Raw genomic sequence first — 17,286 nt, 5'->3', positions numbered from 1 at the left:
GCTGCGGCCATCGCCCCCGACATTTTCCTACAATGACGACCATTCGCGACGTCGCGCAGGCCGCCGGCGTCTCGAGAGCAACGGCCGCCCGCGTGTTGTCGGCGCCTGAGTTGGTCGCGGAGGCCACGCGGCACCGGGTCCTGAAGGCGGTGCAGGAGCTTGGCTATAGCCGCAATTCGGTGGCGGCGAGCCTGCGCACCACTCGCACCGGCCGGATCATCGTGACCGTCCCGGATATCTCCAATCCCTTCTTCTCGCGCGTCATCCGCGGCGTCGAGGAAGCGGCGCAGAAAGCGGGCTATGCGGTCCTGCTGGGCGATACGCGCAACGAGCGCGAGCGCGAGGAACAATATGCCGACATGCTCAATCGCCGAGAGGCGGACGGCATCATCTTCCTCGGGCACCGCCTGCCCACGGTCCTGGCGACCATCCTCGAACGCGACGGCAGCCGGGCGCCGATCGTCAACGGCTGCGAGTTCACGCCATCGCTTGGCGTGTCGAGCGCCCATATCGACAATGCGGGTGCGGGCTATGATGTCATGCAATCGCTCTATCGACTGGGCCATCGCGACGTCGCGGTCATCATCGGACCCGCCGACAGTCCGCTGACCCGGGATCGCCTGGCCGGCGCGCAGAAGGCGGCGGAGGATCAGGGCCTGGCCGCCCACCTCGTGATCGAGAATGGCGACTTCTCCATCGAATCCGGTCGTCGCGCGGCGATGGCTCTGTTTTCGCGCGCGCCACGCCCCACCGCCATTTTCTGCTTCAGCGACGAGATGGCGATCGGGACATTGGCGGCGGCGCGGTCCGCCGGCATTTCCTGCCCGGGCGATATGTCGGTCGTCGGCTTCGACGACATCCAGATGGCGCGTTATGTCGACCCCCCGCTCGCCACCGTGCGCCAACCGATGGCGGAAATCGGCCGGAAAACGGTCGAACTCCTGCTCGACATATTGAGCGGTCGGCAGACCCAGCCGGTCTATGCCACGCTGCCCTATGAGATCGTCGCCCGGCAAAGCATGGGGCCTGTCCCCAGGCAATCGCCGATTTCCTGACTCGACGCGTCCGATTTTCGTCGATTTGCGCTTGCAATGAGATCGATCTCATGATTGTTTTAGCCGATCGAGGACTCGGCGAAGATCGAGGCAAGTGACGGTATCGGGTGGCGTTTTTCTCTAATCGCCAGTTTCCTGCCGGGTGAGAGGTCCGCCAAGGTCATGCCTTGGCTCTGAAGGGGTGCGGCACATGGTCAAATTGCGGCTGTCGGTCATGATGTTCGCGCAATATTTCGCGTGGGGCGTCTGGCTCGTTCCGCTCAGCACCTATATGAGCAAGGGCCTGCATTTCGACACGATCATCGGCGCTGCTTATGGCATGGTCGGCATAGCGACGATCGCCTCCACTTTGTTCGTCGGGATGATCGCGGACCGCTTCATGGCGGCCGAGAAGCTGTTGAGCATCCTCTCGATCTGCGCGGGCGTCGCGCTCTTCTGGGTGTCCACGATCCAGACCTCGCCATCGCTCTTCCTGTTCGGCTGCCTGCTCCATTTCCTGTTCTACGCATCGACCATCCCGCTCGCGACGGCGATCGCCTTCAACTCGATGACCGACATCGCCAAGGAATTTCCGGGCGTCCGGGTGTGGGGCACGATCGGCTGGATCGTGGCGGGCCTGCTGGTCGGCGTTATCGCCGGAGCGGCGCAAACCGCTCTGCCGATGCGGATGGCGGCGATCGTCTATATCGCGCTGGGGCTCTATGCCCTCACCCTGCCGAACACGCCGCCGCGCGCCCGCGGGCGGATCGTCAGCCCTTCGGCGGTGCTGGGACTGGACGTCATCCTGCGTCATCGCGAGGCGGCATTCTGGATCTTCATCGCCTGCACCCTGGCGCTGATGACGCCGAGAAGCTTCTACGATGCCTATGGCAACACCTTCTTCGCCGACAAGGACCTGCACCTGACATTGTTCGGGACGCGGATCGAAGCGACCGGCATCCAGACCGCGGGGCAGATCTTCGAATCGCTGATCCTGGTCAGCCTGCCGTTCGTGCTCCTCCGGCTGGGCATCAAATGGGTGCTGGTGGTCGGAATGGGCGCCTGGGCGGTTCGCTTCCTGTTGTTCGGATTCGGCTACCAGGGCTCGACCGCGATCATGCCGATGGTGCTGCTCGGCATCATCATCCACGGCATCTGCTACGACTTCCTGATCGTGTCGGGGCAGATCTATGTCGATCGCAAGTTCGACGCCGAGGCTCGATCCCGCGCGCAATCCTTCTTCAACCTGATCACCCAGGGCATCGGCATCGTGATCGGCTCCAACATTGCCGGCGTCGTCTACGGCATGCATGCCAATTCCGACGGCAGCCATGATTGGCGCGCGATCTGGATGGTGCCGGCGGTGATCGCCTTCGTCGCGATGGTCCTCTTCGCCCTCGCCTTCCGCGAGAAGCTGGCTCCGCCGCAGGACGAGCAGTCCGGCGCGGCCGCGCCCGTGCTCCCCTGACGGTCCGGGACGGATTTTCGATGACCCAGAATATTCTCAGGCTCGGATTGGTCGGCGGCGGCCCGGGCAGCTTCATCGGCCCGGTGCATCGCATGGCCGCTTGCCTCGACGCGCGCTTCGTACTGGCCGCCGGCGCCTTCAGCCGGACACTGGAGAAGTCTCGCCAGCAGGCTGCTCGATGGGGCATCCCGGAGGGACGGGCCTATGACGGCATCGAGGGCTTGATCGCGGGCGAGCGCGGACGCGACGACGGCGTGCAGGCGATCGCTATCGCGACGCCGAACGACAGCCATTTCGCGATCGCCAAGGCGGCGCTGGAAGCCGGTCTCCCGGTGATCTGCGACAAGCCCATGACCGCCACCCTGGCCGAGGCCGAGGCGCTGGCCCCTATCGTCGCGCGATCGGGCCGCCCCTTCGCGCTCACCTATACCTATACCGGCTATGCGATGATCCGCGAGGCACGGGCGCGGATCGCCGACGGTGCGATCGGCCGGGTCCGCAAGATCATGGTCGACTATCCGCAAGGGTGGCTGTCCGAGCGCATCGAAGGCGACAATCTCCAGGCGAGTTGGCGAACGGATCCCGCCCGCGCCGGCACGGGCGGCGCCATCGGCGATATCGGCGTCCACGCCTTCCAGCTCGCCGAATATGTCAGCGGCCTGCGCGCCATGGAGCTGATCGCGGACCTTCCCCGCGTGGTCGCAGGGCGGCAGCTCGACGACGACTGCAACGTCCTGTTGCACTTTGCGGGCGGCGTGCCCGGCGTCCTGACCGCCTCGCAAATCGCGACGGGAGAACGCAACGGGCTGCGCCTGCGCATCTATGGCGAGAAAGGCGGCCTCGAATGGTGCCATGACGCGCCAGGCGACCTGATCCTGCGCTGGCCGGACTCGCGGACCGAGATCATCCATGCCGGAGGGCCGGGCCTGCATTCGGCTGCGCAAGGGGCAACCCGGTTGCCGAGCGGACATCCGGAGGGTTTCATCGAGGCATTTGCGACGCTCTACCGGGATTTTGCCGACATGATCGACGGCGCGGACGACAGGAAAGGTCTCCTGCCCGGCATCGACGACGGCCTGCGGTCCGCACGCTTCATCGATTGCGCGATCCGCTCGAACGAAGCCCGCGCCTGGATGTCCGTCCCCGGAGATGCACGATGAAGACGATCAAGGGGCCCGGCATCTTCCTGGCCCAGTTCCTGTCCGATCAACCGCCGTTCGACACGCTGGATCATCTGGCGGAATGGGCTGCCGGGCTTGGATTCGTGGCGGTCCAGATCCCCTGCACGCCGCAATTGATCGACCTCGCGACGGCGGCGGAGAGCCAGACCTATTGCGACGATCTCCGCGCCACGCTCGACAAGCACGGCATCGTGGCGAGCGAGCTTTCCACCCATCTTCAGGGCCAGCTGGTGGCGGTCCATCCCGCCTATGACAGTCTGTTCGATGGGTTCGCCGCCGAGCAGGTGCGCGGCAAGCCGGCCGAGCGCCAGGCCTGGGCGGTCGAGCAGGTGAAGCTCGCCGCGCGGGCCAGCCAACGGCTGGGGCTCGACGCGCACGCGACCTTCTCGGGCGCGCTGGCCTGGCCCTATTTCTATCCCTGGCCGCAACGCCCGGCCGGGCTGATCGACGAGGCGTTCGCCGAACTCGGCAAGCGCTGGCGGCCGATCCTCGACACATTCGAGGATTGCGGCGTCGATTGCGCCTTCGAGATCCATCCGGGCGAGGATCTGCACGACGGCGTGACCTTCGAGCGATTCCTCGACACCGTCGACCAGCATCCGCGCGCTCGGATCCTCTACGATCCCAGCCATTTCGTGCTGCAGCAACTCGACTATCTCGCCTTTCTCGACATCTATCATGAGCGGATCAGCTGCTTCCACGTCAAGGATGCGGAGTTCCGGCCGAACGGGCGATCCGGCGTCTATGGCGGCTATCAGAATTGGGTGGACCGCCCCGGCCGCTTTCGCTCGCTGGGCGACGGCCAGATCGACTTCGGCGCGATCTTCTCGAAAATGGCGGCCTATGACTTTGCGGGTTGGGCGGTGCTCGAATGGGAATGCGCGCTCAAGCATCCCGAAGACGGCGCGCGCGAGGGTGCGCCCTTCATCAAGAACCATATCATCCGGGTCACGCCCCATGCCTTCGATGATTTCGCCTCGAGCGGTACCGATCGAAGCGCCAATCGCGCGCTGATGGGCCTCGATCCGCAAGCGGCGGACGTCACCGGGACCATATCTCCAGGAGAGCATTGATGAAGTCGATCTACAGCCTGGCCGCTGCCCCTGCCCTGATGGCGGCCATCGCGGTCTTCGCGGTACCGTCCGGCGCGCAAAGCGCCCCGGCGGGTGCCCAGGCCTTCGGCATGTGCACGGCGTGTCATACGGTCACCAAGGGCGGCCGCAACGGGATCGGCCCCAATCTCTCGGGCCTGATCGGCCGGCGTGCCGGGTCCGTTCCGGGCTTCAGCTATTCGGCCGCGATGAAGGGTTCGGGCCTGACATGGGATGCCAAGACGCTCGACCAATTCCTGGCCGCACCGATGAAGAAGGTTCCCGGGACGAAGATGCCGATCAGCGTCTCCGATCCGGCGAAGCGCGCTGCGGTGATCGCCTATCTGACGACGGCAACGGCCAAATAGGCGGAGGATAGAAAAGATGCCGCGACCACTGACACCCTCCCGCCGTACCGTCCTGGCCGGCACCCTGGCGGGGCTCGGCGCGGCAAGCTATGCGCGTGCGGCCGGGACATCGCGAAACGCCGCGCGCTTCGCCCTCAAGTTCGCGCCCCACGAAGGCAGCTTCGCCAGCCGGGGCGGCCTGATCGAGCAGATCGCTTACGCCGCCGATCAGGGCTTCACCGCCTGGGAGGACAATGAGGCCGCCGCGCGTCCCGTCGCCGAGCAGGAAGCCATGGGCAAGGCGCTGCGGCAGCGCGGCATGACGATGGGCGTGCTGGTCGCGAGCATGCCGAAATGGGGTCAGTATCGGCCGCTGCTGGGCTCGGGCGACCGCGCCGAGCAGGATGCCATGCTTGCCGACATTCGCCGCTCCGTCGATGTCGCCAAGCGGCTCGATGCGAAGTGGATGACCGTCGTCACCGGCTTCATGGACCCGAAGGTGCCGGTCGACATTCAGACGGCGCGGATCATCGAAGTGATGCGGCGCGCGGGCGATATCGCCGCGCAAAACGGGCTGATCCTGGTAATGGAGCCGCTCAACACGATCACCAACCACCCCAACATCTTCATGCGCACGATCCCGCAGGGTTATGCGATCGCCACGGGCGTCGCCAATCCGGCGGTCAAGGTCCTCGCCGATCTCTATCATGCCCAGATCCAGGCGGGGAATTTGATCCCGACGCTCGAAACCTGCTGGAGCGAGATCGCCTATATCCAGTTCGGCGACAATCCGGGCCGGCTGGAGCCAAGCACCGGCGAGATCAACCACCACAACATCGTCCGCTGGCTGAAGGGCCGGCGGTATGACGGCGTGATCGGCATGGAGCATGGCAACTCGCTCGCCGGACGCGCGGGTGAGAACCGGCTGATCGCCGCCTATCGGGAGATCGACGCGGCATGAAGAGCGACACCCAGATCTCGCATCGGCCCGGAGGCCCACAATGATAGACCGTAGAACCGCCCTTGCCGGCATGGCCGCCTTGTTCGGCGCCCCGCTGTTCGCGCCGATCGCGCGCGCGGCAGGGCTCGTCGGCAAGGACCAGCGTCCCGTCATCAGCGAAGGACCGCCAAGCGTGCAGGTCTTCACCGCGCCGCAACGCGCGCTGATGACGCAGCTGAGCGAACGCGTCATTCCGACCACCGACACGCCCGGCGCGATCAAGGCGGGCGTGCCCGACTATATCGAAAAGCTGCTCGCCGATTGGGCGCTTCCCCAGGAGAGGATTCCGATCCTCGCCGGGCTCGACGCGACCGAGGCCAAATGTCTTCAGGACTATAAGGTGCCGACTGCCCAGGCGACGCCCGAGCAACTCGACGCGCTGCTCACCGCCGCGATGAATGCGCAATTCGCGGACGGCGCTCCCTTCTTCGCGGCGTTCCGGCAGCTCGTGATCACCGGATATTACACGTCCGAGATCGGGATGACGCAGGAGCAGGAATATCTGCCCGTCCCCGGCGAATATCACGGCGACTATCTCTATTCCAACGTCAACAAGGTCTACACGGCATGACGATCGATCGACGCACCTTCGTTGCGAGCATGGGCACGATAATGGCGGCAAGCAGCATCTCGGGTCTCGCGCGCGCCGCGCAGGTCCGCAAGGTCGGGTTGCAGCTCTATACGGTACGCGAAATCTTCCAGAGCGACCCGGTCGGGACGCTCGAGAAGGTCGCCCGTATCGGCTATCGCGAGGTCGAGTTCGGCGGCGGCAATTACGACAGCATGGACCACGCGCTGCTGCGCCGGACGATGGACCGGCTGCAGCTGTCCGCGCCGTCGCTTCACGTGTCCTATGACGTGCTGCTGACCAAATTCGCCGATGCCGTGAAGATGGCGAAGACGCTGGGCGCCGATACGATCGTCATGCCCTGGCTGCCCCCCGAGCTTCGCACCGATACGGGGTTCGGCGGCGTGGTGGAGAACGTCAACCGGTTCGCGAAGCAGGCGCGCGAGGCGGGCCTCGGCCTCGCCTACCACAATCACGATTTCGAGTTCACCACGCGCTTCGGGGGCACCTCGCTCTACGATCGCCTGGTCGGAGGCACCGACCCGTCGTTGGTGAAGCTGGAGCTGGACCTCTATTGGGCCGTTCACGCGGGCGAGGATGCCGGCAAGCTCATCACCCGGCTCGGCAGCCGTCTCTACGCCTTCCACGTCAAGGACATGCGGGCGGACAAGAAGATGACCGCCGTCGGCACCGGCACGATCGATTTTGCGGGGCTGTTCAAGCTGCCCGGGGCATCGGGCGTCCGCCATTTCTATGTCGAGAATGACGAAGCGCCGGCCCCCTATTTGCCGGACATCACCACCAGCTTCAGGAATCTGCGCGCGCTGCGCTTCTGATCCCCTTCTTCAAGGCATCTACCCATGGCATCCACCAACAAGTTCGACGCGATCGTCATCGGTTCCGGGATCAGCGGCGGGTTCGCCGCAAAGGAACTGACCGAGAAGGGCCTCCGCGTCTTGATGATCGACCGCGGCTTCATGGTCGAGCATCAGGAAGGCTATCCCTATGACGGCAAGCCGGCCTTCGAGCTCCCGGCACGAGGCGAGGTCCCCAAGGCAATCGTGGAGAGCGACTTTTTCATCGCCAAGTACGGCTATTTGTCGACCAGCAATCTGCAATTCTACAATGACGACCGGCTGAACCCTTACGTCACCGACGAGGGTAGCAAATTCCGTTGGATCCGGCCGGCGGCGGTCGGCGGCAAGTCGCTGATCTGGGGCCGCTGGTGCTTCCGCTGGAGTCCGGCGGACTTCGAGGCGAACAAGCGCGAGGGGATCGGCGGCGACTGGCCGATCCGCTATGACGACGTCGCGCCCTGGTATTCCTATGTCGAGAAATATATCGGCGTCTCCGGCTCGCGCGAGAACCTTCCCTATCTGCCCGACAGCGAGTTCCAGCCGCCGATGCCGATGAACGTCGCCGAGAAGTGGGTGAAGGGCCGGTTGGAAGGCGCGTTCCCCGGCCGAAAGCTGATCAACGCTCGGCTCTCGAACATGACCGAGGACAAACCCGAGCAGAATCGCAGCAAATGCCAGTTCCGCGACCAATGCTCCAACGGCTGCTCGTTCGGCGCCTATTTCTCGACCCAGGCCGTCACGCTGCCGGCGGCGCGTGCGACCGGCCGTCTCACCATCCGATCCGATGCGGTCGTGTCGAACCTGGAATATGATCCCAAGCGCAAGCGCGTGACCGGCGTCCGCTTCGTCGATGCGAAAACCGGCCAAGCCGAAGTGGTGGAGGCCCCCCTCGTCTTCCTGTGCGCGTCCGCGATGGCGTCGGTCCAGATCCTGATGAACAGCCGCGCGCCGGGAACGGATAAAAGCTATTTCGACACGAGCGGCACGCTCGGCCGCTACGTCATGGATCACATCTTCCGCACGCACATCACGGGCGAGGTGCCGGGCATGACGGAATATATCGAATATGGCCGCCGACCCGGGGCGATTTACATTCCCCGTTTCCGCAACGTCGGCACCGATGACGGCGTCGGCTTCAAGCGCGGCTATGGCTATCAGGGCGGCGCAAGCCGAAGCCCGTCCAAGCCGGTCGGCTTCGGCGCCGCGATGAAGGAAGGCATGCGCCGCTACGATCCGTGGAAATTCTCGATCGGTGCGTTTGGCGAATGCCTGCCCTATGAGGACAATCGCGTCTCGCTGCATCCTACCAGGGTCGACCGTTTCGGCATCCCGCAATTGCGCTTCGACGTGACGTTCCGGGACAATGAGCTGCGCATGATGGCGGATGCCCGCGCACAGGGTGAGATGATGTTGCGCCAGGCAGGCCTGGTCAACGTGACCAGCGGCGAGTCCGAGCATGTTCCCGGCGAGGCGATCCACGAAATGGGCGGTGCACGGATGGGCAACGATCCGCGCACCTCGGTGCTCAACAAGTGGAACCAGGCGCATGAGGCGCCCAATCTGTTCGTGACCGACGGTTCGCAGATGAACTCGATCTCCTGCGTCAATCCGTCGCTGACCTTCATGGCGCTGACGTGCCGGGCAGTGGACCATGCGGTGAAGCAGCTGCATGCCGGCGCCCTGGCTTGAGCTGCGCGGCGCCGTGGCGGTCCGCTGACCGAGACCCTATCGAAAGGATGAGTGCGATGAAATCGATCCTGCGGGGCACGAGCCTGTTGCTGGTCATGGCCCCGTTTGCCGCCATGGCGCAGGACGCCAAGCCGAAGCCGGAAGACACGGAGGTCTGGTCCCCCGCCGTGCCGGTGGTGACCCCCGGCAAGAGCGAGACGGCATCGCCGCCGTCCGACGCGATCGTCCTGTTCGACGGCAAGTCGCTCGACCAATGGGTGAACGTGAAGGACGGCGCCGCGGCGGGCTGGACGGTCGCGGATGGCATCGTCACCGTGGCGAAGGACAAGGGCAACATCCAGACCCGTAAATCCTTCGGCAGCTACCAGCTTCACCTCGAATATCGCATCCCCACCAATGTCACCGGCACGGGGCAGGCCCGCGGCAATAGCGGCCTGTTCCTGGCCTCAACCGGCCCGGGGGATACCGGCTACGAGCTGCAGATCTTGGACAGCTACAAGAACGACACTTATGTCAACGGCCAGGCCGGCGCGATCTATAAACAATACCCGCCACTCGCCAATCCGGTGCGCAAGCCGGGCGAGTGGCAAAGCATTGACGTCGTGTGGGACAAGCCAACCTTCGACGCGAACGGGACGCTGAAGGCGCCGGCCCATGTCACTGCCTTCATCAACGGCGTGCTGGTCCAGAACCATGTCACGTTGCTCGGCGAGACGCTCTATATCGGCAAGCCGAGCTACAAGGCGTATGATCGCGCGCCGATCAAGCTGCAGGCCCATGGCGATCCCAGCCCGCCGATCAGCTATCGCAACATCTGGGTACGCGACCTGGGCTGAGGTGGCGGCTGATCCGATAGAAAACGGCAATTCCCTGGTGTCGAACGACCGGCCGAAACCGCTCCAGAGCACCTGCTTATAGCTTCGCCGAGTTCAGCCTGAGCGCGTTGGTTACGACAGTGAAGCTCGACATAGCCATGGCCGCACCCGCGATCATCGGCGACAGGAGCAACCCCGCGATCGGATACAGAAGGCCGGCCGCCACCGGCACTCCGATGCCGTTGAACACGAACGAGAAAAACAGGTTCTGCCGGATGTTTCGCATCGTCGCCTTGGCGAGACGGCGCGCCCGAACCATTGCCGCCAGGTCGCCTTTGGTGAGCGTTATTCCGGCACTTTCGATGGCAACGTCGGTCCCCGTGCCCATCGCCACGCCGACATCGGCGGCCGCCAGTGCGGGAGCATCGTTGATACCGTCGCCAGCCATCGCCACCACCGCGCCCTTGGCTTTCAAATCGCCAACGATCCTCGCTTTGTCTTCCGGTTTTAGTCCCGCATGAACTTCGTCGATCCCGCCAATCTCACGCGCGACGGCATCCGCGGTGCCCTGGGCGTCGCCCGTCAGCATGACAATGCGCAGACCCTCGCTTCGCAGGGCTTCGATCGCCTCGCGCGCGGATGACTTGATCGGATCGGCCACCGCCAGCGACCCGGCGGCCCGCCCGCCGATCGCGACGAACATGACCCCAGCGCCGCCAAGGCGATGTCGGTCCGCGCCGGCATCCAGCGCGGTCGGATCGATCCCGATCCTGCGCAACTGATCTGCGTTACCAACCACCACATCGCGCCCTTTAACCGTGCCGCTTACGCCGAGGCCGGTCTGGGAGGAGAAATCTCCGGCGACCAGGATCTCTGCGCCATCGCTGCGCGCCGCCGTTACGATAGCCTGAGCGAGCGGATGTTCGGATTTGGCTTCGACGGCAGCTGCCGCCGCCAGCACTTCTGCGCTGTCGAAGCCGTTGACCGTTTCGACGGCAGTGACTCTTGGCCGCCCCTCGGTCAGCGTGCCGGTCTTGTCGATCACCAGCGTATCGACCTTGTCCAGCATCTGCAGCGCTTCGGCGTCCTTGATCAGCACCCCCGCACGGGCACCGCGCCCGGTGCCCACCATGATCGACATTGGGGTCGCAAGACCAAGCGCGCAGGGACAGGCAATGATCAGCACGGCGATCGCGTTGAGCAGCGCGTGACCGAAGCGAGGCTCGGGTCCGACGACATTCCAGATCACGAATGTCGCGACCGAGATCGCCACGACGAGCGGCACGAACCACCCCGACACGCGGTCGGCTACGGCTTGAATCGGCGCTCGACTCCTTTGCGCCTCGGCTACCATCCTGACGATCCGCGCCAGAACGGTGCCCGCCCCAACAGCGCGTGCTTCGATGACCAGCGCGCCGGTGCCGTTGACCGTCCCCGCCGTAACGGCAGCCCCGCCCTCTTTCAGCACCGGTGCGGGTTCTCCCGTCAGCATCGCTTCATCGACCGCCGATCGTCCCTCCATCACGACGCCGTCCACCGGGATCGCCTCGCCCGGCCTTACTGTCAGGCGGTCCCCGGCGACGATTTCGGCAAGATCGACTTCCTCCTCTCCGACAGCGGTAAGCCGGCGCGCGGTCTTTGGCGCCAGCTTCAGCAGCGCACGAATGGCGCGGCCCGTCGCAGCGCGAGCGCGAAGCTCGAGGACCTGACCGAAGAGCACGAGGGCGACGACGACGCCCGCTGCTTCGTAATAGACCGGCACCATGCCGTTCATGCGAAAGGTCATCGGAAACAGGCCCGGCGCGACGGTCGCGACGACGCTATAGGCGAACGCGGCGCCGACGCCGATCGACACCAGGGTAAACATGTTGAGGTGCCGGGAGGCGATTGACGTCCAGCCGCGCTGAAAGAATGGCCATCCGGCCCACAAGACGATCGGCGCCGTCAACGCCAGTTGCACCCATGGCGACCAGGCCATCGGCAAGAAATGCAGGTTGAAGAGTTCGGCCACCATCGAGACTGCGAGCAACGGCACGGTCAACACGCCCGCGACCCATGTCCGTCGAGTGAAATCGACCAGCTCGGGATTTGGCGCATTGTCGAGCGACGGCTCCTCGGGCTCTAGCGCCATGCCGCAGATCGGGCAATTGCCCGGCCCGTTCCGCCGAATCTGCGGATGCATGGGACATGTCCAGATCATGCCGTTCGCGGTGGCAGGTTCGTCCGCCGGGCCGCGATCGAGATAAGCCGACGGGTCGGCGACGAACTTGTCGCGACACCCCTGACTGCAAAAATAATAGGTCTGGCCTGAATGGTCGGCGCGGTGCGGCGTCATCGCAGGATCGACGACCATCCCGCAGACGGGGTCTTTGACCGAGCCTTGCGGCGCGGTTCCCTCTGACGCACGCCGAGCCGCCACCTTCGAATAGCCATGCGCATCGGGCTTCATCTGGCTTCTCCGGCAGCTTGCGACATTGTCGAGGTCACTCACCTGCGTCACGCATTGCAATCTCTAGCAAGAATATGACGGCGCGCTCCTCGGGTATCTACGTATCGCTAATCGGCTGGAAAAGAAGGAAGCTTTGCCCGGCCAAATTTAGGAGGCCGAAATGACTATTCCTGGATTCGGACGGCGATCGGCCGACAAATCGCTGGTCTTGCATTTCGCCGCAGTTGGCACCCTCATCTTCGGGGTCAACTTTGTCTCCTGCTGGCTTCTGGCGTTCGGGTCGCTCAGCATCGAAACGGCATCTGCGCCGGCGCTGATCCAGGCGTTGGGCTGGTCGCTCGTGTTCGGCGCGTGGCTGGGGATTCCGACCGCCGCCGTTCGCAGCGTTCCCGAACCGTCCCGTTTCTGACGTGCTCACCTGACCAGAGGAATGTTCAAAATGAAGACCCCCCTTATCGTCGCAACCGTCGCGATTTTGCTCGGCACTCCGGCATTTTCCGCGACCAGGAACGCACACGTAAGGCATCATCCGCGCAAGATGCCGGCGGCCAAAATTGTCCCCATGCCGGCCAAATGCCCGATGATGGACAAAATGGACATGCCGATGGACGGGACGGGCGAGATGAAGATGCAGATGAAGGGGAAGGGGAAGGAGAGCATGTCCCCCGACATGATGTCGAAATGCATGAAGGCAGAGCCTGCGCCTGCCAATCCCGCTGCCGGACCCGACAAGGATAACTAGCGGCGTGAAGGCCGTGCAGGGCGCACCGGCGATCCCGGCATCGGACTCGACAATGCCGGTCCGAAGGGTCTCATCCGTGGCGATCTCGTAGCGCTCACCTCCAACTCCGACGGATCGGAAACAGTGAAATTCCGGCTGGCGACTTGCGGTTCGGGCGATCGACCGCCAGCTCTCCGGCATGAAGAAAATCGGCTTCCTTTCGTTTGGACATTGGTCCGCGTCGTCACAATCGGCGACCCGCTCCGCCAGCGACGTCCTGCTTCAATCGATCGACCTTGCCGTCGCGGCCGAAGAGCTTGGCGCCGACGGGGCGTATTTCCGCGTGCACCATTTCGCGCAGCAGCTCGCATCGCCATTCCCGCTGCTCGCGGCGGTTGGCGCCCGCACCAGCCGCATCGAGATCGGCACCGGCGTGATCGACATGCGCTACGAGAATCCGTTCTACATGCTGGAGGATGCAAGCTCGGCCGACCTGATTAGCGGGGGGCGTCTGCAGCTCGGCATCAGTCGCGGCTCGCCTGAGCAGGTCATCGATGGCTGGCGGCATTTCGGCTACTCGCCGACAGAGGGCCAGAGCGATGCCGATATGGGGCGCCGCCATGCCGAGGTATTCCTCGAACTGTTGAAGGGTGAAGGCTTTGCCCGGCCGAACCCTCGCCCGATGTTCCCCAATCCTCCCGGACTCTTGCGGCTGGAGCCGCACTCCCCTGGCTTGCGCGACCGCATCTGGTGGGGTTCGGGGGCGAACGCCACCGCGATCTGGGCTGCACAGAAAGGCATGAACCTGCAAAGCTCGACGCTCAAGGCCGACGAATCGGGCGAGCCGTTCCACGTCCAGCAGGCAAAGCAGATTCGCGCTTACCGCGCCGCGTGGAAGGAGGCCGGCCACAGCCGCGAGCCCCGCGTCTCAGTGTCGCGATCGATCTTCGCGCTGATGAACGACCAGGACCGCGCCTATTTCGGCCGGGACGGCAGCAGCGACCAGATCGGGGTCATCGACAATATGCGAGCGGTTTTCGGCCGCTCTTATGCGGCAGAGCCCGACCGCCTGATCGAGGAATTGAGAGCGGACGAAGCCATCGCCGAAGCCGATACATTGCTGTTGACCGTGCCCAACCAGCTCGGCGTGGACTATAACGCGCACGTCCTTGAGAGCATCCTCAAACACGTCGCCCCGGCTCTCGGCTGGCGATAGGAAGAGGGTTCGTCCAGAGCGGGGTTCGCGCTACTGACAAGGCCCAATACCCCGCTCCGTGTTCGCCGGACTCCTCGCTCCCTGCGCTTCTTCTTCCTCATCGCTGTTGATCAACCGGTCATCCCATCCCGCGCATAGCGCGCCGGCGGTATGCCCACATGGCGAGTAAAGGCGGTGCTGAACGTGCTCGCCGATCCGTAGCCGACGCGGACGGCGACCTGCGGAACCGCGAACTCGCGCGAGCGCAGCAAGCGCTTGGCAAGTGCCATGCGCCAGGCGAGCAGATATTCCATGGGCGGCAGCCCGACAACACGGCTGAATCGGACGAAGAAGGCAGAGCGTGACATCGCCGCTTCGGCAGCGAGATCGGCTACCGTCCAGCCACGAGCCGGCGTCGCGTGCATCGCCCGCAAGGCCGCAGCCAAGCGCTCGTCGGAGAGGCCGCGCGCCAAGCTCGGCACCGAACTCGCATCGGCACCGCAACGCAGCGCCTCAATCAGCAGCACCTCCAACAGGCGTTCGAGCACCAGCTCACGCCCGGGCCGCGATCGGCGCGTCTCGTCGCCGACCAATTGCATAAGGGTGGCAAGCCGCGGTTCACCACGCGCCACCACCATCGCCGGGAGCAACGATACCAGGAGTGCGGCATCGGGCGACGCGAAGCTGCACAACCCGACCTGCATCCTCAGGTTGATCGGCGCGTCCGGCCGACCGACGCGGAAGCGCCCTTCGCCAAGCGCGACCGGCAGCATGTCCATCCCGTGAGGCGGAGCGTCGATGCTCTCGACGATCTGATCGCTGGTCGACGGCGACAGCACGAAATCACCGGCGCGCACGATGATCGGCGGCTGGTTCGCGCCGATCACGCGGCATTCGCCTTCCAGGACCGCGAAATAGACCGGCTTGCCCTCGACATCGCGGCGGATACGCCAGCGCCCGGCATATTCGACCAGCTTGGAGAAGCTGGTCGACGGCCGGAGCAGGGTCACGATCTCGGCAAGCGGGTCCACGGTCATTTCAGGACTATCGCAAATTTATTCGAGACTTTCACCCATAGAAGGTATCGGGTACGGAAGCTATCTCTGGATCACTTTCAACAATTCCGGAGCACATCATGCCCAGCGTCCTCATCACCGGCTGTTCGTCGGGTTTCGGCCTCGAAACGGCGAAATTGTTCCTCGATCGCGGGTGGAAGGTGATCGCCACGATGCGCAACCCCAGGACCGATATCCTGCCGGCCTCCGACAATCTCGTCATCCTGCCGCTGGACGTCACCGATGCCGCGAGCATAGCCGGTGCAATGGAAAAGGCCGGCGATATTGACGTGTTGGTCAACAATGCCGGGTTCGGGGCAGCCGTGCCGATCGAGCTAATCGAGCCAGAGACGGTGCGCCAATTGTTCGAGACGAACACGCTGGGCACACTGGCCATGCTGCAGGCGGTGCTCCCAAAGTTCCGCGCGCGCCGATCGGGCGTGATCGTCAACGTCACCTCCACCGTGACGCTCAAGCCCCTACCGCTCGTCAGCGTCTACCGCGCGAGCAAAGCGGCGGTGAATGCGCTCACTGAAAGCTTGGCGGTCGAGATGGCGCCGTTCGGCGTGCGCGTGCATATCGTGCTCCCCGGCCGTTCGCCCGAAACCCAGTTCGGCAATAATGCGATGCCGCACCTGCGCGGGCTCGACAATCCGGACTACAAGCCGCTGATCGAGGGGATGATCGCCAATTTCCGCGAGGATAGCGGCCCGGTGACGCATGCCGGCGATGTGGCGGAGGCCGTCTGGCGGGCGGCTACAGACGCTAGCGCCCCGCTCAGGATTCCGGCCGGAGCGGATGCGGTGCAGTGGATGGCCGAGGCAGGTTGATCCAACACCTGTCGTCTCAAACGGCAGCGTTGGCGGCGAGCGCGATCGAGCCGAGCGGGCCGGCTAGATCCCCCAGCCGCGGTGCCACGATATAATCTCCGCCGCCAGGGAGAGGCATATAACCCGCGAGGCTATCGATCAGCGCCGTGTTGATCCTATCGAGCAAATGGGGCTGCCCCGATACGACGCCGCCACCCATCGCGATCCGATAGGGCCCGGTCGCGCACACCAGCGCATGACACATGGCGGCAAGCGTGTGGACGACCGGATCCCATATCGGATCATCGGGCGACAGATCCGAGGGCGACCGTCCTTCCAGCCGGGCAAGCAGCGCCGGTCCGGAGGCGAGGCCCTCGACGCAATCGTCATGGTAAGAGCACGCACTCTTCACATGATCGAGCGGCAGGCGCGGCACCCGGATATGGCCCAATTCGCTATGCCCGATGCCGCGCGTGGGCCGACCGTGAACGATCAGGCCGACACCGACGCCCGTCCCGACCGTGACATAGGCGAAATCGCTCAACCCCTGCCCGCTGCCCCACCGGACCTCCGCCAGGGCGGCGCCATTGACGTCGGTATCGAATCCCACCGGCACGGAGAAGAGCGCCGACAGGATGCCGCGAACATCCGCGCCCGGCCATCCTGGCTTGTTGGTGCTGGTGATCCGGCCATAGCGATTGGAGCCGGGATCGAGGTCGAGGGGGCCGAACGAGGCAATGCCGATCGCGGCGAAGCCGTGGTCCCGCTCCCAGTCCGACAGGATCGCGCAGATCGCGGGCAAGGTCTCGGACGGCGTGGTGGTCGGCACGGTCCGCTGATCGACGATCGCATCGGGACCGTAGGCCAGCATGCACACGCATTTCGTGCCGCCAAGCTCGACACCGGCAAAAAGCGGAGACGCCCCGTCGGCGCTCATTGCGTCACCGCGTTGATCGTCAGCAAACACCACGCATACATCATTGAAACTGCTCTCGACTGTCTAAGAA

Annotated in this window: 17 protein-coding genes; 14 read left to right on the top strand and 3 right to left on the bottom strand. The window is 64.6% G+C overall.

The features are described from left to right. Window positions 1-32: 32 nt before the first annotated feature. The 10 genes from SMA01S_RS06555 to SMA01S_RS06510 all read left to right on the top strand — a co-directional run bounded on the left by SMA01S_RS06555 (window position 33) and on the right by SMA01S_RS06510 (window position 10,071). Window positions 33-1,055, top strand: coding sequence for a LacI family DNA-binding transcriptional regulator (locus tag SMA01S_RS06555; protein WP_066819554.1), 1,023 nt, complete (start codon window positions 33-35; stop codon window positions 1,053-1,055). A gap of 190 nt (window positions 1,056-1,245) precedes the next feature. Then, window positions 1,246-2,502 (top strand): MFS transporter, encoded by a 1,257-nt coding sequence (locus tag SMA01S_RS06550; RefSeq protein WP_066819551.1) that lies wholly within the window; start codon window positions 1,246-1,248, stop codon window positions 2,500-2,502. A 20-nt stretch (window positions 2,503-2,522) separates the two neighbouring features. Next, window positions 2,523-3,662 (top strand): Gfo/Idh/MocA family protein, encoded by a 1,140-nt coding sequence (locus tag SMA01S_RS06545; protein WP_066819547.1) that lies wholly within the window; start codon window positions 2,523-2,525, stop codon window positions 3,660-3,662. Then, complete coding sequence (locus tag SMA01S_RS06540; protein ID WP_066819545.1) at window positions 3,659-4,756, top strand: sugar phosphate isomerase/epimerase family protein; 1,098 nt, start codon at window positions 3,659-3,661, stop codon at window positions 4,754-4,756. The genes SMA01S_RS06545 and SMA01S_RS06540 overlap by 4 nt, the downstream gene beginning before the upstream one ends. Further along, on the top strand, window positions 4,756-5,142 hold the full coding sequence (locus tag SMA01S_RS06535) for a c-type cytochrome (RefSeq protein ID WP_066819543.1): 387 nt from the start codon (window positions 4,756-4,758) through the stop codon (window positions 5,140-5,142). Before SMA01S_RS06540 ends, SMA01S_RS06535 begins: the two co-directional genes overlap by 1 nt. Before the next feature lie 16 nt (window positions 5,143-5,158). After that, window positions 5,159-6,082, top strand: coding sequence for a hydroxypyruvate isomerase family protein (locus tag SMA01S_RS06530; RefSeq protein WP_066819542.1), 924 nt, complete (start codon window positions 5,159-5,161; stop codon window positions 6,080-6,082). 40 nt (window positions 6,083-6,122) lie between these two features. Continuing rightward, on the top strand, window positions 6,123-6,692 hold the full coding sequence (locus tag SMA01S_RS06525; RefSeq protein WP_066819541.1) for a gluconate 2-dehydrogenase subunit 3 family protein: 570 nt from the start codon (window positions 6,123-6,125) through the stop codon (window positions 6,690-6,692). Continuing rightward, the gene (locus SMA01S_RS06520; protein ID WP_066819540.1) at window positions 6,689-7,525 is read left to right on the top strand and encodes a sugar phosphate isomerase/epimerase family protein; all 837 of its coding nucleotides are present in this window, start codon (window positions 6,689-6,691) and stop codon (window positions 7,523-7,525) included. The genes SMA01S_RS06525 and SMA01S_RS06520 overlap by 4 nt, the downstream gene beginning before the upstream one ends. Before the next feature lie 24 nt (window positions 7,526-7,549). Continuing rightward, the gene (locus SMA01S_RS06515; RefSeq protein ID WP_066819535.1) at window positions 7,550-9,235 is read left to right on the top strand and encodes a GMC oxidoreductase; all 1,686 of its coding nucleotides are present in this window, start codon (window positions 7,550-7,552) and stop codon (window positions 9,233-9,235) included. Between the two features lie 56 nt (window positions 9,236-9,291). Continuing rightward, on the top strand, window positions 9,292-10,071 hold the full coding sequence (locus SMA01S_RS06510) for a 3-keto-disaccharide hydrolase (protein ID WP_245649183.1): 780 nt from the start codon (window positions 9,292-9,294) through the stop codon (window positions 10,069-10,071). A gap of 76 nt (window positions 10,072-10,147) precedes the next feature. Here SMA01S_RS06510 and SMA01S_RS06505 read toward each other — a convergent pair whose 3' ends face one another. Continuing rightward, window positions 10,148-12,499 (bottom strand): heavy metal translocating P-type ATPase, encoded by a 2,352-nt coding sequence (locus SMA01S_RS06505; RefSeq protein WP_084250143.1) that lies wholly within the window; start codon window positions 12,497-12,499, stop codon window positions 10,148-10,150. Window positions 12,500-12,659: 160 nt separating this feature from the next. On the opposite strand from SMA01S_RS06505, the gene SMA01S_RS06500 reads away from it, so the two are divergent. The 3 genes from SMA01S_RS06500 to SMA01S_RS06490 all read left to right on the top strand — a co-directional run bounded on the left by SMA01S_RS06500 (window position 12,660) and on the right by SMA01S_RS06490 (window position 14,436). Beyond that, complete coding sequence (locus SMA01S_RS06500) at window positions 12,660-12,908, top strand: hypothetical protein (protein WP_066819531.1); 249 nt, start codon at window positions 12,660-12,662, stop codon at window positions 12,906-12,908. A 30-nt stretch (window positions 12,909-12,938) separates the two neighbouring features. After that, on the top strand, window positions 12,939-13,241 hold the full coding sequence (locus tag SMA01S_RS06495; protein ID WP_157093837.1) for a hypothetical protein: 303 nt from the start codon (window positions 12,939-12,941) through the stop codon (window positions 13,239-13,241). 178 nt (window positions 13,242-13,419) lie between these two features. Then, entirely contained in the window at window positions 13,420-14,436 is a 1,017-nt protein-coding gene (locus SMA01S_RS06490; RefSeq protein ID WP_066819527.1) for an LLM class flavin-dependent oxidoreductase, read from the top strand. Between the two features lie 110 nt (window positions 14,437-14,546). Here SMA01S_RS06490 and SMA01S_RS06485 read toward each other — a convergent pair whose 3' ends face one another. Further along, on the bottom strand, window positions 14,547-15,452 hold the full coding sequence (locus tag SMA01S_RS06485; protein ID WP_066819525.1) for an AraC family transcriptional regulator: 906 nt from the start codon (window positions 15,450-15,452) through the stop codon (window positions 14,547-14,549). A 98-nt stretch (window positions 15,453-15,550) separates the two neighbouring features. On the opposite strand from SMA01S_RS06485, the gene SMA01S_RS06480 reads away from it, so the two are divergent. Continuing rightward, complete coding sequence (locus SMA01S_RS06480) at window positions 15,551-16,300, top strand: SDR family oxidoreductase (RefSeq protein WP_066819523.1); 750 nt, start codon at window positions 15,551-15,553, stop codon at window positions 16,298-16,300. A 16-nt stretch (window positions 16,301-16,316) separates the two neighbouring features. Here SMA01S_RS06480 and SMA01S_RS06475 read toward each other — a convergent pair whose 3' ends face one another. Then, window positions 16,317-17,216, bottom strand: a complete 900-nt coding sequence (locus SMA01S_RS06475) for an ROK family protein (RefSeq protein ID WP_066819521.1) — start codon at window positions 17,214-17,216, stop codon at window positions 16,317-16,319. Between the last annotated feature and the right edge of the window lie 70 nt (window positions 17,217-17,286).

This window comes from Sphingomonas mali NBRC 15500 (genome assembly GCF_001598415.1).
In the GTDB taxonomy this organism is placed as follows: Bacteria; Pseudomonadota; Alphaproteobacteria; order Sphingomonadales; family Sphingomonadaceae; genus Sphingomonas; species Sphingomonas mali.
The sequence above is the reverse complement of the archived record's forward strand: the minus strand, read 5'-3'. Positions and strand labels throughout refer to the sequence as shown.

Excerpts from the sequence above, each read along its gene's own strand:
- SMA01S_RS06555 (WP_066819554.1), top strand. The coding sequence starts at position 33 with ATGACGACCATTCGCGACGTCGCGCAGGCCGCCGGCGTCTCGAGAGCA.
- SMA01S_RS06550 (WP_066819551.1), top strand. The coding sequence starts at position 1,246 with ATGGTCAAATTGCGGCTGTCGGTCATGATGTTCGCGCAATATTTCGCG.
- SMA01S_RS06545 (WP_066819547.1), top strand. The coding sequence starts at position 2,523 with ATGACCCAGAATATTCTCAGGCTCGGATTGGTCGGCGGCGGCCCGGGC.
- SMA01S_RS06540 (WP_066819545.1), top strand. The coding sequence starts at position 3,659 with ATGAAGACGATCAAGGGGCCCGGCATCTTCCTGGCCCAGTTCCTGTCC.
- SMA01S_RS06535 (WP_066819543.1), top strand. The coding sequence starts at position 4,756 with ATGAAGTCGATCTACAGCCTGGCCGCTGCCCCTGCCCTGATGGCGGCC.
- SMA01S_RS06530 (WP_066819542.1), top strand. The coding sequence starts at position 5,159 with ATGCCGCGACCACTGACACCCTCCCGCCGTACCGTCCTGGCCGGCACC.
- SMA01S_RS06525 (WP_066819541.1), top strand. The coding sequence starts at position 6,123 with ATGATAGACCGTAGAACCGCCCTTGCCGGCATGGCCGCCTTGTTCGGC.
- SMA01S_RS06520 (WP_066819540.1), top strand. The coding sequence starts at position 6,689 with ATGACGATCGATCGACGCACCTTCGTTGCGAGCATGGGCACGATAATG.
- SMA01S_RS06515 (WP_066819535.1), top strand. The coding sequence starts at position 7,550 with ATGGCATCCACCAACAAGTTCGACGCGATCGTCATCGGTTCCGGGATC.
- SMA01S_RS06510 (WP_245649183.1), top strand. The coding sequence starts at position 9,292 with ATGAAATCGATCCTGCGGGGCACGAGCCTGTTGCTGGTCATGGCCCCG.
- SMA01S_RS06505 (WP_084250143.1), bottom strand. The coding sequence starts at position 12,499 with ATGAAGCCCGATGCGCATGGCTATTCGAAGGTGGCGGCTCGGCGTGCG.
- SMA01S_RS06500 (WP_066819531.1), top strand. The coding sequence starts at position 12,660 with ATGACTATTCCTGGATTCGGACGGCGATCGGCCGACAAATCGCTGGTC.
- SMA01S_RS06495 (WP_157093837.1), top strand. The coding sequence starts at position 12,939 with ATGAAGACCCCCCTTATCGTCGCAACCGTCGCGATTTTGCTCGGCACT.
- SMA01S_RS06490 (WP_066819527.1), top strand. The coding sequence starts at position 13,420 with ATGAAGAAAATCGGCTTCCTTTCGTTTGGACATTGGTCCGCGTCGTCA.
- SMA01S_RS06485 (WP_066819525.1), bottom strand. The coding sequence starts at position 15,452 with ATGACCGTGGACCCGCTTGCCGAGATCGTGACCCTGCTCCGGCCGTCG.
- SMA01S_RS06480 (WP_066819523.1), top strand. The coding sequence starts at position 15,551 with ATGCCCAGCGTCCTCATCACCGGCTGTTCGTCGGGTTTCGGCCTCGAA.
- SMA01S_RS06475 (WP_066819521.1), bottom strand. The coding sequence starts at position 17,216 with ATGAGCGCCGACGGGGCGTCTCCGCTTTTTGCCGGTGTCGAGCTTGGC.